Genomic DNA, 13,696 nt, shown 5'->3' on the forward strand with positions numbered 1-13,696 from the left:
CGTCCGATTAAAGCGTGGTGATCAGTTGTCGTCTTCGGCTGGGACGGGCGCGGCCTGACCGGCCGCCTTGCGGCGCAGCATCTTGGTCAGCTTCCAGACCGTCGGGTTGTTCTTGATGAAGGCCTTGGCGCGCGCGCCTTGCCGCATCATCGTCGCCAATGCGCGGCCTTTCAGCGTCAACGGTGCAAGCACATCGAAATGCTGGATCTCGATATCGCACCAGAGCCGTTTGTAAGGCTCGTCGCCGACCGAGAAGTCATACACCTCGAAGCCGAGCTCGGAGGCTTCCTGGATGTTGTCGAAGAACAGGAAATCGCCGGGGCTGGCGAAGGCGAGGTCGTCCTCGGCGATGGCGCCGAACTCGCAGATCAGCCGCTTGCCAGAGCGGCTGGAGCCAGTGACCGCACGCAGTTTTCCCGCCACGTCCAGGCCGTGCAGCAGGAAGGAGGGATTTTCCTCGCTCAGCGCATCGGTAAACAGCGCCCGGAAGAAGTCGCGCACTTGCCTGTCGCCGAAGACATCGGCGATGCCCATCTTGGCGAAGCGTACTTCCTTCATATCGAGGAAGGCGTCGAGCAGCCTGTCGACCTCCTCGCTGGTGCCTGCCTCGATCCGGCGGAAGGGGCCGACAGCCTCGAACTTGCGTGTCTGCGAGCGGTGCTTCTTGCGCTTGCGCTTACCGCTCGCGCGCGACAAGAGCGCGTCGAACCCGCCGTCGAGGTCGACCGCGAGCGCGAGGTTCGGACTTGGAAAGCCGGGCAGCGCGGCGAGCGGGTTGGCAACGCCATCGAGGTCGGGCAGCAGCCTTTCCAGCGAGATCAGGTCGATGTCCGGCCGCGTTTGCACGATCGCCTTGAACGCCGAGCGGATCGCCTGGCCGTCGATAGCAGGCAGGAAACGTGGATCGGCGGCGGCGAAATTGCCGTTGGCGTGGCGCCCGCCGGCGAAACGGGCAACTTTGAACGGGCCGCGTCTTACGATCTCCAGGGCCAGGGATAGCGCCGGGCGGCCATCGCAGGCCAGCGTCGCAAAAACCATGTCGGCGCCGGTTGCGGTCGCCCAGTTGCCCACCCAGGATGCGCTTTGCGCCGGCGCGAACAGCGCCGAGGTGCAGAATTGAACATAGTCGGCAAGTCCGGCGCCGTCCCTTGCGGTCGCAGTCCACCGACCCTGATCGGCTCGCATGGCGCGCGCGGAAATCTCATTGGTCGCGACCCGGTTGCCGTCAAATGACGCGGTGGCGTCAACCATACCTCAATCCTTAAGACGTATTGGTTCCGACTTGGGGGTTCGCATAGGCGCAATTCGTGCTTGCATGAGCCTAGGCGCAAAAGGTGAAGGAATGATCGACGGGGGCGAGGCAATCCGGAAACTGGCGTTGAACCTTGCCCGCTTCTCCGGTCTCGCGCCCCTGGCGCGGCCGTTTGTTGGCGGCATCGGCGCTATCCTGATGCTGCACCGTGTCACCGCGACGCCGGAAAAGCCGAACAGCGTCAATCGGCACCTGAACATCGCTCCGGCCTTCCTCGACAGGCTGATCGCTGACATGAAGGGGCGGGGTTATACCTTTGTTTCCCTTGATGAAGCGATCGAACGCATCAAGACGGGCGGCAAGGGCGGCCAGTTCGCCACGATCACCGCCGACGACGCCTATCGCGACAACATGACCGAGGCGCTTCCGGTGCTGCAAAAGCACGCCGCGCCGATCACCATCTATGTCGCCCCCGGCTTGATCGACGGCGCCGTCGATCTCTGGTGGGACGTGATCGAGGACATTGTCGACACCAGTTCGCGCCTGACTTTGAACAAGGCGGGCAAGCCGACGCTGATCGATTGCTCGACGCCAGGCAGGAAGATCCAAGCCATTGCCCGGCTGAACGCCTGGCTGACCCTGGAAGTCTCCGAGGAAAAGCAGGGCGACGCGCTGCGCGAGCTAGCCCGTTCGAACGGGCTCGAATTCGGCTCGGGCCGCCCATGCGCCTTGATGAATTGGGATGAACTTCGCAGCATGGCAGCGCACCCGCTGGTGACCATCGGCGCGCACACCATCAACCATCGGAACTTGAAGCGACTGTCCGAAGTCGATGCGCGCCATGAGATCGGCGACGTCCGCCGTATCCTCAAGGAAAGGCTCGGCGAGGAGCCGCGTCATCTGGCTTACCCGTATGGCTATGCGAGCGCCGTCGGCTGCCGCGAGGTGGGCTTCGCCCGCGACGCAGGCTATGCCTCGGCGGTGACCACGCGGCATGGTGTGCTGCGCGCCGAGCATGCCGGCTTCCTGCACGCGCTGCCGCGCATCTCCGTCAATGGCCGCTATCAGAGCGTGGCGCATATCCGCACGATGCTGTCCGGCATCACGACGCCGCTCGCCAATGCGGGCAAGATGGTGGTGACCATCTAAGGCTGCGTCAGCCCTTCGGGCCGGGCTCCAGTATCAGCCATTTGATGATGCCCATGGCAGGCAGCACCCACAACAGGCCGCTGAACAGGAAGAACAACAGATGCGCGACAGGGCCGTATTCGGCGAGCCTGGTGACCGCGACGGCCGACGCGATCAGCGCGTAGATGATGACCAGCGCCACCAGCAATATGGTTCCGATCAGCTTTTTCAGGCGAATGGGCATGTCGCGGTTCCGTTGACCCGCTTCGCTTAGGCCGAATGAAGAGGGCGCGCAACCGTCGCGGCCCGGCGCGACGGCGTGCCGCGCTGTCCAGTCTTGCCAGTTGGGCGACCTTGGTCCACCAATCGCGCGTTTCAACCGCCGGGAAAGCGAAATGGCTGCCATCACCGCCACGGCCCCCTATGCCGCACGCGACCGCGACCTGCATAACCGCGCCCTGGTGCGCGGCTGGCTCTACGCCGTGCTGCTTGTGCTGTTCGCCCTGGTGCTGGTCGGCGGTTCCACGCGTCTCACCGGCTCGGGGCTGTCGATCACTGAGTGGCAGCCGATCCACGGCGTCATCCCGCCGCTCAACGACGCCGAATGGCAGGAAGAGTTCCAGCGTTACCAGCAGATCCCGCAATATACCGAGATCAACAAGGGTATGAGCGTCGACGACTTCAAGTCGATCTTCTGGTGGGAGTGGGCGCACCGCATCCTGGCGCGCAGCGTCGGCGTCGTCTTTGCCTTGCCGCTGCTGTTCTTCTGGGCGACACGCCGCATCGAACGTGGCCTCGGGCTGAAGCTCGTCGGCATCCTGGCGCTCGGCGGGTTGCAAGGCGCCATCGGCTGGTGGATGGTGGCTTCCGGCCTGGCGGACCGCGTCTCGGTCAGTCAATACCGGCTGGCGACACACCTGACGCTTGCCGCGCTCATCTTCACAGCCACCATGGTGGTCGCGCGCGGGCTGGCGCCGCATTCGGAGCCCGCCGCCGACCGGCCGACGCAGCGGCTTGCCGGCTTCATCGTGCTTTTGGCGCTGGTCCAGATCTATCTTGGCGGATTGGTCGCCGGGCTCCACGCGGGGCTTAGCTACAACACATGGCCGCTGATGGACGGAAAGCTGATCCCGTCCGACCTGCTTCTCCTGAAACCCGCCTGGCTGAACTTCTTCGAAAATCCGAAAACGGTTCAGTTCGTCCACCGGCTCGGCGCCTATACGGTCCTTGTCGTGGCGCTCTGGCACATGATCGCGACGTGGCGGCGCCAGCCCGGCACCACCCATGCCCGCCGGGCCACGCTTCTGTTCGCGCTGGTGGTCGTCCAGGCCTCGATCGGCATCGGCACGCTCTTGATGCAGGTGCCGCTGCACATGGCGTTGACGCATCAGGCGATCGCGCTTGTGTTGCTCGGCTTCGCTGCCGCGCACTGGCGCGGCACCAAGGGCGCCTATCCGCTTCCGACCGAAATTGCCGTCAGAGGCTGAGGCGAACCTTTCGAACTGCTTCAGCGACGGCTAGCTCGCGTTTTTCGTCGACCGCGTTCTTGTCCTCGCGATGCCAAGCGGCCGACAGGCAGCCATAGGCGATCGCATGGTCGAGGATGGCGCGTGGCGACTGTCCGAGCGTCTTTCCAAACACGTCGGCCATATGCGCGATCCGGCGCGGATCGAGGCAGAGGTCGTCGCGGTCGAGCGGGTTGTAGAAGATGTTCGCCGCGTCGAAGCCGGGATCGCCGAGCACGCCCTTTGGGTCGATCGCCAGCCAGCCGCGCGGCCCGAACAGGATGTTGTCGTGGTGCAGGTCGCCATGCAGCGGGCGCACGGCATGCGGGTCGGCAAGCAACCGCTCGGCTATATTGGCAGCGTCGACATAGAGGCTGTGCCGCCCGGCTTCCTGATCGGTCTTGGCCGCTCGAAACAAGCTGACATACCGTTCCCGCAAGGGCTGCAGGTCGGCCGGAGGCGTGTGCTCGGAGGGCGACAGCAGCTTCCCCATAATGTCGGCGGCAATCGCCGTCGCGACATCGTCGCCATATTCCGCAAGATGTTCGGAAAGCAGTCGGTCGCCGGCATATTCGAGCAGCATGCGATTGCCGTCACGGCCGAGCAGGCGCACGGCGCCTTCGCCGCCCCGCCAGGCAAGGTAATGCTCGCCGCGCAGCTCGTCGGCGACGTCGTCGAAGGGTTTCAGGTCCTTGACGATTGCCGGCGAACCATCCTCGCGCGTCACCTTCCAGATCCGGCTGGAAAACGTCTCTTCAATGAGTTCGGGAGCGCTGAGCTTCCAGCGCTCGGGAAACGCTTGCATTGCCGCTCAGTGCTTGATGCCGAGCATCAGGTCGAGGTTCTGCACCGCGGCGCCCGACGCGCCCTTGCCGAGATTGTCGTAGACGGCCATCAGCAGCGCCTGCGCCCGCTCGTCATTGGCGAACACGTAGACCTTCATCCGGTTGGTGCCGTTGTAGACCTCCGGGTCGATCTCCGGCATGCGCTCCATGTGCGTGTAGGGCGCGACCTCGACCACGCCGCCGTCGATCGAGGCATAATGGTCGGCGATCGCCGCATGAAGCTCCGCCCCTGTCGGCACGCGGTCGAGACCGCCGAGCTGCAGCGGCACCACGGTGATCATGCCTTGCGCGAAATTGCCGACCGCGGGCTGCATGATCGGGTCATGCGACAGCTTCGCATAGGTGCGAAGCTCCGGCACATGCTTGTGCTGCAGCGTCAGCCCGTAGGGCAGGAACTCGGGCGCGTCCTCGCCCTTGCCGACATAGTCCTCGATCATCGGCCGGCCGCCGCCGGAATAGCCGGAGATGCCGTTGACGGTGACCGGGAAGTCGGCAGGCAGCAGGCCGGCCGCAACCAGCGGCCGCAGCGTCGCGATCGGCCCTTGCGGCCAGCAGCCGGGATTGGCGATGCGCTTCGCGCTGGCTATCTTCTTCGCCTGGTCCTTGTCCATTTCGGCGAAGCCATATTCCCAGCCCTCGGCCACGCGATGCGCGGTCGAGGCGTCAATCACCTTCGTGGTGTCGTTCGTGATCAGCGACACGCTTTCCTTGGCCGCCGCATCCGGCAGGCAAAGGATCGCGACATCGGCCGCGTTGAGGAACTCGGCGCGGGCGGCGGCCTCTTTGCGGCGCTCCGTCGGGATGGAGATGATCTCCAGGTCGCCGCGGTCGGCCAGCAGCGCCCTGATCTGCAGGCCCGTCGTGCCGTGTTCGCCGTCAATGAAGATTTTCGGTTTCATCGCTTGCCAGATTCCTTGCGATTCCAATGCTATATGCCGTTGGCATGATTTATTGCGGCATGATTGCCGTTGCTCAGTTCGTCAAGCCGCGCCTTTCGCTCCGCCAACAGGCCGAGATAATGCATGGCGATGATCGATCCGGCGATCGCCGTTATATCGGCATGATCATAGGCCGGCGCAACCTCGACGACGTCGGCGCCGACGATGTCGATCTGGCCGAGCTGGCGCAGCGTCGACAGCATCTTGGCCGAAGACGGGCCGCCTGCCACCGGCGTGCCGGTGCCGGGCGCAAAGGCCGGATCGAGGCAGTCGATATCGAAGGTGAGATAGGTCTTCTTGCCGCCGGTGCGCTCGACGATCGCGTAGGCGATGTCGGAGGCGCGCATTTCCTCGACCTCGTGGCCATAGAGGATTTTTATACCGAACGTGTCCGGCGCATGGGTGCGGATGCCGATCTGGATCGAGCGATCGGGGTCGATGATGCCTTCATTCACCGCGCGGGCGACGAAGGAGCCATGGTCGATGCGCTTGCCGTCGTCGGGCCAGGTGTCCTGGTGCGCGTCGAACTGCACCAGCGCCATCGGCCCGTGGATCGCGGCATGCGCCTTGAGCAGCGGCCAGGTGACGAAATGGTCGCCGCCGAGCGTCAAAAGGAACGCGCCTGATTTCAGGATCTTGGCCGCCTCGCGCTCGATCGTGCCGGGGGTCTTCTGGTGATTGCCGCTGTCGAGCAGGCAATCGCCATAGTCCACCACTGAAAGGTGCTCGAACAGGTCGCGCGAGAACGGGTACTGCGGGTCGTTGTCGAGGATCGCAGAGGCGCGGCGAATAGCCTGCGGCCCGAAGCGGGCGCCGGGCCGGTTGGTGACGGCGGCGTCGAAGGGAATGCCCCACACGACGGCGTCCGCGTCCTTCACGTCCTTCGCGTATTTGCGCCGCATGAACGACAGCGCGCCGGCATAGGTCGGCTCGAGCGACGCGCCCGTTTTGGAACGGGCGGTGAAGGCGTGGTCGATCTCATTGTTCGCCATTAGGAATCCTCGGTTTTCATCGGGGCAGCCACAACTACAGAACCGGCACGCAACATGCCAGTCACAGCTTGCGGAATGGAAGCGGCGCTCGGCGAGTGCCACGCCAACACAGGATCTGTATCAATATGGCTGAGACGGCTCTGCTCAATCTTGCGTCCGCACCCACGGCGACCCGTGTCGGCACGACCGCCGGCGAGCGCTTCCTGGTGCTGGATTCCTGGCGCGGCATCTGCGCGCTGCTGGTGGCGCTGTTCCACTTCCCGACGACCTCGATGATTTCGCAGAGCGCCTTTGTCGGGGGCTCCTACCTGTTCGTCGATTTCTTCTTCGTGCTGTCCGGCTTCGTCATCGCCAGCGCCTACGGCAGTCGCTTGAACAAGGAGGACGACCTTGCCCGCTTCGCGCTGGTGCGCTTCGGCCGCATCTATCCGTTGCATCTCCTGATGCTTGCCGCTTTCGCAGGCTTCGAGGCGCTCCGGCTCGTGCTGCCGGCACTGCACGGAACCGGTCCCGCGCCCTTCACCGCCGGTTTCGACCTGAAAAGCCTCATCGCCAACCTCTTCCTTGTGCAGGGCATGGGCGTCGAGGATCATCTGAGCTGGAACGCGCCGAGCTGGAGCATCTCGGCCGAGTTCTTCACCTATCTGCTTTTTGCCGCCGTCGTCTTCACCACCGGCCAGCGCGCCTGGATATGGTTCGTCGCCGCCGCGGTGACGGCGCCCCTTTTCCTGCTTGCGGTCTCGACGCGTCATATGGACGTGTCCTTCGATTTCGGCTTCATCCGCTGCCTTTACGGCTTCTCGCTCGGTGCGTTGCTTGCCTGGTTTCAGCACGATTCCATTGCAGAGGCGCGACAGGCGCTGAGCGGCGGGGCAGGGCGCCTCGCCTGGACGCTGGCCGAACTGGCGATGATCGCGGGGATCGCCTTGTTCGTCTCCACTGCCGGCACCAACGACCTTGGCATTGCGGCGCCGGTCGTCTTCGCGCTGGCGCTTTATCTTTTTGCCCATGAAGGCGGCTTGGTCAGCGCCGTGCTGCGCAGCCGGCCGATGCTGCTGCTCGGCTCGCTCTCCTATTCGATCTACATGGTCCACATCTTCGTCCAGGCGCGCATGATCAATGTCGGCGGCCTGATCGAACGCAAGCTCGGGCTCGGCATCGTCGGCGACCTGATGCTGCGCGGCGACCATGCGACCGGCTTCGGCGCCGGCTCGCCCTGGATCGGCTTCGCGGCCCTGATCGCCATGTTGATCGCGGTCATCGTCGCGTCGTGGTTCACCTGGCGCTTCGTCGAAATGCCTGCGCTTGCCTGGTTCCGCCGCCTTTCCAGGCGGATTTGACGAACTTTGATGCGAAACAGCTAGCCGGCTTCGTTCACCGCCCTGTCATGGGCATCGCTTAACCGGGTCGCGACCCGGAACGGAGCGATTCCCCGATGCGAACACTCTGGATGAGCCTTGCCTTTTCCGCCGCCCTTGCCACCATTGCCGGACAAAGCTTAGCCGGCGAGACACGCGCTGCCCAAATCCTCGACCGCTTCGAGCATGCCAACCAGTGGCGCGATCATGTGATGATCGCTGCGCACCGGGCCGGCAGCATGCAGGCCGGCAAGACGCTTTACGCAGAGAATTCGCTTGCCGCGGTCGAAGGCTCGATCGCGATCGGCGCCGAGATCGTCGAGGTCGACGTCCGGCGCGCGAAAGACGGCGAATTCGTCATCATGCATGACAGCTGGCTCGACCGCACGACCACCTGCACTGGCGAGGTGGTGAAATACACGCTTGCCGAGCTGAAGAAATGCCGGCTGGTCATCGAGGGCACGGGCGTCGTCACCAACGAGACGGTGTCGACGCTGCGCGAGATGCTGCTGACGACCAGGGACAGGATCCTGATCAACCTCGACAACAAGCTGGAGGTGACCGACCTGCCGGGCATGATCGCCGAGGCGCGCGATCTCGGCATGGCCGATCAGGTCATCGTCAAGGAGAACCTCTGGAACCGGCAACGCATCGATGCCGCGAGCGCAGCACTTGCCAAGGCCGGCGGCGGCTTCCAGTTCATGCCGATCCTCGCCGACGACGCCGTCCACGATGCGGGCTTCGCCGGCGAGGTCGACAAGGCTTTCGCGCCCCGCGCCATCGAATTGATCAATTGGCGCAACGGCGCCGAGACGCTGACGTCGACCGGCGGCCCGCTGTTCAGCAACCATATGCGGGCGGAAGCGGCCAGAGGCGACTGGCATCTCTGGGCCGACACCTACGCCATCGTCAACAAGCCGGGTGGATTCCTCGCCGGCGGCCGTGGCGACGAGCTCGCCGTCGCCGCCAGCCTGCCGCGCGAAGCCTGGGGCTTTTGGGTCGACCGCGGCGCGACGATCATCCAGACGGATGAGCCGAAAGCGGCGATCGAGTGGCTGGCGGCCAATGGTTTTCGCGTGCCTTATACGACGGACATCAAGCAGGCCGAGCCGGCGCATACCGCAAGCATTAATTAGAGTGCGGCGCTGGAACTGCGATCTCCCCCCTCGTGGGGGAGATGCCCGGCAGGGCAGAGGGGGGCGCTGTCCCGCCGGCCTATCCCGCGTCTAGGTCGATCGCGGCCGCATTTCAAAAGTCACCGTTGATTGCAAACCTTTCAAGGTTGGCGTTCCTTCGCGCCCCCCTCTGCCCTGCCGGGCATCTCCCCCACAAGTGGGGAGATCACCCAATCACGCCGCCTTCGCGACCCCATCCAACTCGTTCAGCACATCCCCCGACAGCTCCAACTCCGCAGCCGCAAGATTCTCCCGCAAATGCCCGACCGACGATGTGCCCGGGATCAGCAGGATGTTCGGCGAGCGCTGCAGCAGCCACGCCAGCGCCACCTGCATCGGCGTCGCGCCAAGCCGTTCGGCGACACCGGATAACGTCGACGATTGTAGCGGGCTGAAGCCGCCGAGCGGAAAGAACGGCACATAGGCGATGCCATCGCGCGCTAGTTCGTCGATCAGCGCGTCGTCGTCGCGATGCGCCAGATTGTACTGGTTCTGCACGCAGACAATGTCGCAGATCTTGCGGCCTTCCGCGATCTGGGCGCGGGTGACGTTGCTTAGGCCGATATGGCGCACCAGGCCTTTGCGCTGAAGCTCGGCCAGCTTGGTGACTTGCGCCTCGATGGAGCCCTCCGCTGGACCATGCACCCCGAACATGATGCGCAGATTGACGACGTCCATCACCTCGAGGCCAAGATTGCGAAGATTGTCGTGTACGGCCTGTTCGAGCTCATCGGCTGTGAAGGCCGGCAGCCAGGAGGCGTCTTCGCCACGACGGGCGCCGATCTTGGTGACGATGGTGAGATCGTCGGGATAGGGCGATAGCGCCTCGCGGATCAGCTTGTTGGTGACGTACGGCCCGTAATAGTCACTGGTGTCGATATGATTCACGCCTTGCGCCACCGCCTCGCGCAGCACCGCGATCGCCGCGTCATGGTCCTTCGGCGGACCGAACACGCCTTTGCCAGCAAGCTGCATGGCGCCATAGCCGATGCGATGAACCGTGCGGTTGCCGAGTTTATAGGTGCCGGATTTGTCTACGCTGGACATTGCAGTTCTCCTTCGTTGTCGGTGAGGGAGATAGGACATAGCTGCTGTCCCGATAACCGGATATAATTGGCACAGCTTGTACGGAATTTAGAACAATGGCGGCTGACCTCAACGATCTTCAGGCGTTCATGGCCGTGGCGCGCGCCGGCGGTTTTCGCGAAGGAGCCCGTGTGACGGCGGGCAGTGCGTCCGCGCTCAGCGAAGCCATCCGCCGTCTGGAAACGCAGCTTGGTGTCAGGCTCTTCAACCGCACCACGCGCAGCGTCGCTTTGACCGAGGCTGGTGCCGGCCTGCTGGCGCGGCTCGGCCCCGCATTGGGCGAGGTGGAAGCCGCACTCGATGTGGTGAACGGCTTTCGCGACCGGCCCGCCGGAACCTTGCGGCTCAACGTGCCGATAAGCGCCTCGCGGCTGGTGCTGCCAAGAATCGTCCCGGGATTTCTGGCGGCCTATCCTGCCATTCGCCTGGAGGTGATTGCCGAGGAGAACTTTGTCGATCTGCTGGTGGCGGGCTGCGATGCCGGCATCCGCTATGACGAGCGGCTGGAGCAGGACATGATCGCCGTGCCGATCGGGCCGCGCACGCAGCGCTTCACGACCTCCGCCGCGCCGGCCTACCTTGATCGGTACGGTCGGCCGCAGCATCCCCGTGACCTGCTTGGCCATGCCTGTGTGCGCGGCCGCTTCCCGAGCGGAGTCATGACGCCCTGGGAGTTCGAGCGGGATGGTGAGGTGGTGCGAGTCGATCCCACGGGACCATTGGTCGTCAGCATCGGTGGAGGCGTCGATCTCGCCGTCGATGCGGCGATCGCTGGCGTCGGCATCCTTTGGCTCTTCGAGGATTGGGTGCGCCCATATTTCGAGAGCGGCGTGCTGGAGCCGGTACTGGAGCCGTGGTGGCAAAACTTCTCGGGGCCGTTCCTCTATTATCCCGGCCGCCGTCTGGTACCGGCGCCGCTGCGTGCCTTCATCGACTACATCAAATCGACGGCCGGGCACTGGTAATGGAAACAAAAAAGGCCGCCCGGAGGCGGCCTTTCGAAAGCTTGGAACCCGTAAAGCTTAGCGCTTGGAGAACTGGAAGCTGCGGCGGGCCTTCGCCTTGCCGTACTTCTTGCGTTCGACCACGCGGCTGTCGCGGGTCAGGAAGCCGCCCTTCTTGAGCACCGAGCGCAGGCCCGGCTCATAGTAGGTCAGCGCCTTGGAGATGCCGTGACGCACCGCACCCGCCTGGCCCGAGAGGCCGCCGCCGATGACGGTGGCGACGATGTCGTACTGGCCGGCGCGGTTGGCCGCGACGATCGGCTGGTTGAGGATCATCTGCAGCACGGGACGCGCGAAATAGCTCGCGAATTCCTTGTCGTTGACGGTGATCTTGCCGGAGCCCGGCTTCACCCAGACGCGCGCGATGGCGTTCTTGCGCTTGCCGGTGGCGTAGGCGCGGCCCGACTTGTCGAGCTTCTGGACATGCACGGGCGCGGCCGGCTGCGCGGCGACGGTGCCGAGTTCTGCGAGCGAGGAAAGCTCAGCCATTACGAAGCCCTCTTGTTCTTGGAGTTCAGCTTGGCCACGTCGAGCGTGACGGGCTGCTGGGCGGTGTGCGGATGCTCGGCGCCAGCGTAGACGCGGAGATTCTTCATCTGGCGGCGGCCAAGCGGGCCGCGCGGGATCATGCGCTCGACGGCCTTCTCGACGACGCGCTCGGGGAAACGGCCCTCGAGCAACTGGCGCGCGGTGCGCTCCTTGATGCCGCCGGGATGGCCGGTGTGCCAGTAGTAGACCTTGTCGGTGTACTTCTTGCCGGTGAACACCACCTTGTCGGCATTGATGACGATGACGTTGTCGCCATCATCGACATGCGGGGTGAAGGTGGGCTTGTGCTTGCCGCGCAGATGGTTGGCGATGACGGTGGCCAGACGACCGACGACGAGACCTTCGGCGTCGATCAGCACCCACTTCTTCACCACATCCGCAGGCTTCTGCGAAAAGGTAGCCATGGTTTTGCTCTCACGTTGACCTTTCCAATCAGGAAAGGCGTTTCTTGTTGCTTGGATTGACGGAAGAGCCGGAGCCGACCCGCCAATAACAAAACGGCGGCCTTTGCGGGCCGCTGCTTCGGGTCGGCTTATAGGCGAGGGCGCTTAACGCGTCAAGGCGATCAAAAACCAGCCTGGCGGATAAAATGATGCAAAAACAATGGTTTGGTAAGGTGGTATTATTTTACCACAAGTGTGGCCGGCGCTAATCCGCTCGGGGGCTAGTGCTTAGCTTCGATTTCCTTGCGGGCTGCGCTTGAGAGAAACGCCGATCTGGTAATGCCGCGCTGACGCGCGGCGGCATCGATCGCGCGCAAGACACCGCGTTCGAATGTCACGTTCGCCCTCACCACGGCGCTATCATTATCGATCAGCGGCACCGAGACCAGATAGGCGCCCTCGGACAGCGCGGCGCGGATTTCGGGAAGCGAGACAATAGCCTCGTGGCTGGATGGCTCAGGAACAGACATATCCTCGGCCCAAAGCTGCAGGGCCTCGACCGCATTTGGCACGATATCTTCCGGTACGTCCGCAGCTGAAAAGCAGCCCGGAATGTCGGGGAAGCGAACACCAAACGCGCTGTCGGCATCCTTCTCAACCAGCGCGAAGTAGTTCTTCATTGCAGTCTCCTGATTGCACGCGCGATTTAAATCGCTCGAATCCAGCCTGCCTGCTTGGCGATCGCGCGAGCGGTGCCGACTGGCAGATCTTTCTCCGGGTGCGGAAGCACAATGGTGCCTTTGCGGAATTTGTGATGCGAGCCCCGAACCGAGACCAATTCAAAGCCGTCGTCCCTCAGCCGTTTTATGATGCGGCGACTGTCACGCTCGATCAAATGCCACCTATGCGCATATATATACACATCCCATTGAGGTATCAAGCTGGGGAGGACTTTCGCGGAATCGAATAGGTGCCGGTGGCATGCGCGACGGTGTGCCCGTCCGGGCCGGCGACAATATCGATATCGAACACCATCAGGCTTTTGCCGAGCTTCAGGATCCGGCAATGGCCGTCGATCGGACCGGCTTCGGCCTTGCGCATGAAGTTGATGTCGAGGTTGACCGTCACCGAAAGCGCGTCCGGTCCGGCATGGCTGAGCACGCAGACGTAGCCGCCGATGTCGGCCAGCGTGAACAGCGACGGACCCGAGACCGTGCCGCCTGGGCGCAGATGCCGCCCGTCGGCGTTGAGCCGCACCGTGCAGCCGCCTGGAAACACGTCGATCGCCTCGTAGGAGGTGAAATTGTCGTTGAGCTGCGGATAGACGCTTGCCATCAGCGCATTGACTTGCGCCGCGTTGAGCACTGGCTTCAGATTGCTTTGGGCTGGCATCGGCGCGTCCTATATGAATGAGCGGCTCCGGGCGGTGCGCCTGGACCAAACGGTGCGACGGAGAAAACACGTCTCGCGGCTGTTCTTCA

The 13,696-nt window shown here is 63.9% G+C and carries 16 protein-coding genes; 5 read left to right on the plus strand and 11 right to left on the minus strand.

Translation table 11 applies throughout. The features are described from left to right. Positions 1 to 21: 21 nt before the first annotated feature. Positions 22 to 1,251 (minus strand): GNAT family N-acetyltransferase, encoded by a 1,230-nt coding sequence (locus WDX12_RS25870; protein WP_434722517.1) that lies wholly within the window; start codon positions 1,249 to 1,251, stop codon positions 22 to 24. 91 nt (positions 1,252 to 1,342) lie between these two features. Here WDX12_RS25870 and WDX12_RS25875 point away from each other — a divergent pair, with 91 nt between their 5' ends. Then, on the plus strand, positions 1,343 to 2,401 hold the full coding sequence (locus WDX12_RS25875; protein ID WP_434725710.1) for a polysaccharide deacetylase family protein: 1,059 nt from the start codon (positions 1,343 to 1,345) through the stop codon (positions 2,399 to 2,401). Positions 2,402 to 2,408: 7 nt separating this feature from the next. On the opposite strand, the gene WDX12_RS25880 is transcribed toward WDX12_RS25875, so the two are convergent. After that, positions 2,409 to 2,624, minus strand: a complete 216-nt coding sequence (locus WDX12_RS25880; protein WP_320298053.1) for a DUF2842 domain-containing protein — start codon at positions 2,622 to 2,624, stop codon at positions 2,409 to 2,411. A 151-nt stretch (positions 2,625 to 2,775) separates the two neighbouring features. Between WDX12_RS25880 and WDX12_RS25885 the strand changes: the two genes are divergently transcribed. Next, positions 2,776 to 3,867: a COX15/CtaA family protein gene (locus WDX12_RS25885; RefSeq protein WP_320298052.1), complete on the plus strand. Its 1,092-nt coding sequence runs from the start codon at positions 2,776 to 2,778 to the stop codon at positions 3,865 to 3,867. Here the strand turns inward: WDX12_RS25885 and WDX12_RS25890 are convergent. From WDX12_RS25890 to speB, 3 genes are read right to left on the minus strand one after another with little or no spacing between them, the layout of a single operon-like run. Beyond that, a complete protein-coding gene (locus tag WDX12_RS25890) occupies positions 3,857 to 4,690 on the minus strand; it encodes an aminoglycoside phosphotransferase family protein (RefSeq protein WP_320298051.1) in 834 nt (277 codons plus the stop codon). The two genes, WDX12_RS25885 and WDX12_RS25890, sit on opposite strands and share 11 nt — an antisense overlap. A 6-nt stretch (positions 4,691 to 4,696) precedes the next feature. Further along, on the minus strand, positions 4,697 to 5,629 hold the full coding sequence (gene argC / locus WDX12_RS25895) for an N-acetyl-gamma-glutamyl-phosphate reductase (RefSeq protein WP_320298050.1): 933 nt from the start codon (positions 5,627 to 5,629) through the stop codon (positions 4,697 to 4,699). A gap of 29 nt (positions 5,630 to 5,658) precedes the next feature. After that, positions 5,659 to 6,660: an agmatinase gene (speB, locus tag WDX12_RS25900; RefSeq protein ID WP_320298049.1), complete on the minus strand. Its 1,002-nt coding sequence runs from the start codon at positions 6,658 to 6,660 to the stop codon at positions 5,659 to 5,661. A 125-nt stretch (positions 6,661 to 6,785) separates the two neighbouring features. Here speB and WDX12_RS25905 point away from each other — a divergent pair, with 125 nt between their 5' ends. Together WDX12_RS25905 and WDX12_RS25910 are read left to right on the plus strand one after the other, a co-directional pair. Next, positions 6,786 to 8,000, plus strand: coding sequence for an acyltransferase family protein (locus WDX12_RS25905; protein ID WP_434722518.1), 1,215 nt, complete (start codon positions 6,786 to 6,788; stop codon positions 7,998 to 8,000). Between the two features lie 95 nt (positions 8,001 to 8,095). Further along, complete coding sequence (locus WDX12_RS25910) at positions 8,096 to 9,154, plus strand: glycerophosphodiester phosphodiesterase family protein (RefSeq protein WP_320298047.1); 1,059 nt, start codon at positions 8,096 to 8,098, stop codon at positions 9,152 to 9,154. Positions 9,155 to 9,367: 213 nt separating this feature from the next. Here WDX12_RS25910 and WDX12_RS25915 read toward each other — a convergent pair whose 3' ends face one another. Next, positions 9,368 to 10,240, minus strand: a complete 873-nt coding sequence (locus WDX12_RS25915; RefSeq protein WP_434722519.1) for an aldo/keto reductase family oxidoreductase — start codon at positions 10,238 to 10,240, stop codon at positions 9,368 to 9,370. Positions 10,241 to 10,335: 95 nt separating this feature from the next. Here WDX12_RS25915 and WDX12_RS25920 point away from each other — a divergent pair, with 95 nt between their 5' ends. Next, a complete protein-coding gene (locus WDX12_RS25920; protein ID WP_320298045.1) occupies positions 10,336 to 11,244 on the plus strand; it encodes a LysR family transcriptional regulator in 909 nt (302 codons plus the stop codon). Between the two features lie 57 nt (positions 11,245 to 11,301). Here WDX12_RS25920 and rpsI read toward each other — a convergent pair whose 3' ends face one another. The 5 genes from rpsI to WDX12_RS25945 form a co-directional block, all read right to left on the minus strand. Then, positions 11,302 to 11,772, minus strand: coding sequence for a 30S ribosomal protein S9 (gene rpsI, locus WDX12_RS25925; protein ID WP_040983171.1), 471 nt, complete (start codon positions 11,770 to 11,772; stop codon positions 11,302 to 11,304). Beyond that, the gene (gene rplM, locus WDX12_RS25930; RefSeq protein ID WP_040983169.1) at positions 11,772 to 12,236 is read right to left on the minus strand and encodes a 50S ribosomal protein L13; all 465 of its coding nucleotides are present in this window, start codon (positions 12,234 to 12,236) and stop codon (positions 11,772 to 11,774) included. The genes rpsI and rplM overlap by 1 nt, the downstream gene beginning before the upstream one ends. Positions 12,237 to 12,496: 260 nt before the next feature. After that, complete coding sequence (locus WDX12_RS25935) at positions 12,497 to 12,895, minus strand: type II toxin-antitoxin system HicB family antitoxin (RefSeq protein ID WP_434722520.1); 399 nt, start codon at positions 12,893 to 12,895, stop codon at positions 12,497 to 12,499. Positions 12,896 to 12,921: 26 nt separating this feature from the next. Then, entirely contained in the window at positions 12,922 to 13,107 is a 186-nt protein-coding gene (locus WDX12_RS25940; RefSeq protein ID WP_434725711.1) for a type II toxin-antitoxin system HicA family toxin, read from the minus strand. Positions 13,108 to 13,151: 44 nt separating this feature from the next. After that, positions 13,152 to 13,607 (minus strand): PaaI family thioesterase, encoded by a 456-nt coding sequence (locus WDX12_RS25945; RefSeq protein WP_434722521.1) that lies wholly within the window; start codon positions 13,605 to 13,607, stop codon positions 13,152 to 13,154. Positions 13,608 to 13,696 lie beyond the last annotated feature (89 nt).

The sequence above is a fragment of the Mesorhizobium sp. RIZ17 genome, assembly GCF_051127865.1.
Classification (GTDB): Bacteria; Pseudomonadota; Alphaproteobacteria; order Rhizobiales; family Rhizobiaceae; genus Mesorhizobium; species Mesorhizobium humile.

Coding starts and splice junctions, on each gene's coding strand:
- WDX12_RS25870 (WP_434722517.1), bottom strand. CDS start 1,251: ATGGTTGACGCCACCGCGTCATTTGACGGCAACCGGGTCGCGACCAAT.
- WDX12_RS25875 (WP_434725710.1), top strand. CDS start 1,343: ATGATCGACGGGGGCGAGGCAATCCGGAAACTGGCGTTGAACCTTGCC.
- WDX12_RS25880 (WP_320298053.1), bottom strand. CDS start 2,624: ATGCCCATTCGCCTGAAAAAGCTGATCGGAACCATATTGCTGGTGGCG.
- WDX12_RS25885 (WP_320298052.1), top strand. CDS start 2,776: ATGGCTGCCATCACCGCCACGGCCCCCTATGCCGCACGCGACCGCGAC.
- WDX12_RS25890 (WP_320298051.1), bottom strand. CDS start 4,690: ATGCAAGCGTTTCCCGAGCGCTGGAAGCTCAGCGCTCCCGAACTCATT.
- argC (WP_320298050.1), bottom strand. CDS start 5,629: ATGAAACCGAAAATCTTCATTGACGGCGAACACGGCACGACGGGCCTG.
- speB (WP_320298049.1), bottom strand. CDS start 6,660: ATGGCGAACAATGAGATCGACCACGCCTTCACCGCCCGTTCCAAAACG.
- WDX12_RS25905 (WP_434722518.1), top strand. CDS start 6,786: ATGGCTGAGACGGCTCTGCTCAATCTTGCGTCCGCACCCACGGCGACC.
- WDX12_RS25910 (WP_320298047.1), top strand. CDS start 8,096: ATGCGAACACTCTGGATGAGCCTTGCCTTTTCCGCCGCCCTTGCCACC.
- WDX12_RS25915 (WP_434722519.1), bottom strand. CDS start 10,240: ATGTCCAGCGTAGACAAATCCGGCACCTATAAACTCGGCAACCGCACG.
- WDX12_RS25920 (WP_320298045.1), top strand. CDS start 10,336: ATGGCGGCTGACCTCAACGATCTTCAGGCGTTCATGGCCGTGGCGCGC.
- rpsI (WP_040983171.1), bottom strand. CDS start 11,772: ATGGCTGAGCTTTCCTCGCTCGCAGAACTCGGCACCGTCGCCGCGCAG.
- rplM (WP_040983169.1), bottom strand. CDS start 12,236: ATGGCTACCTTTTCGCAGAAGCCTGCGGATGTGGTGAAGAAGTGGGTG.
- WDX12_RS25935 (WP_434722520.1), bottom strand. CDS start 12,895: ATGAAGAACTACTTCGCGCTGGTTGAGAAGGATGCCGACAGCGCGTTT.
- WDX12_RS25945 (WP_434722521.1), bottom strand. CDS start 13,607: ATGCCAGCCCAAAGCAATCTGAAGCCAGTGCTCAACGCGGCGCAAGTC.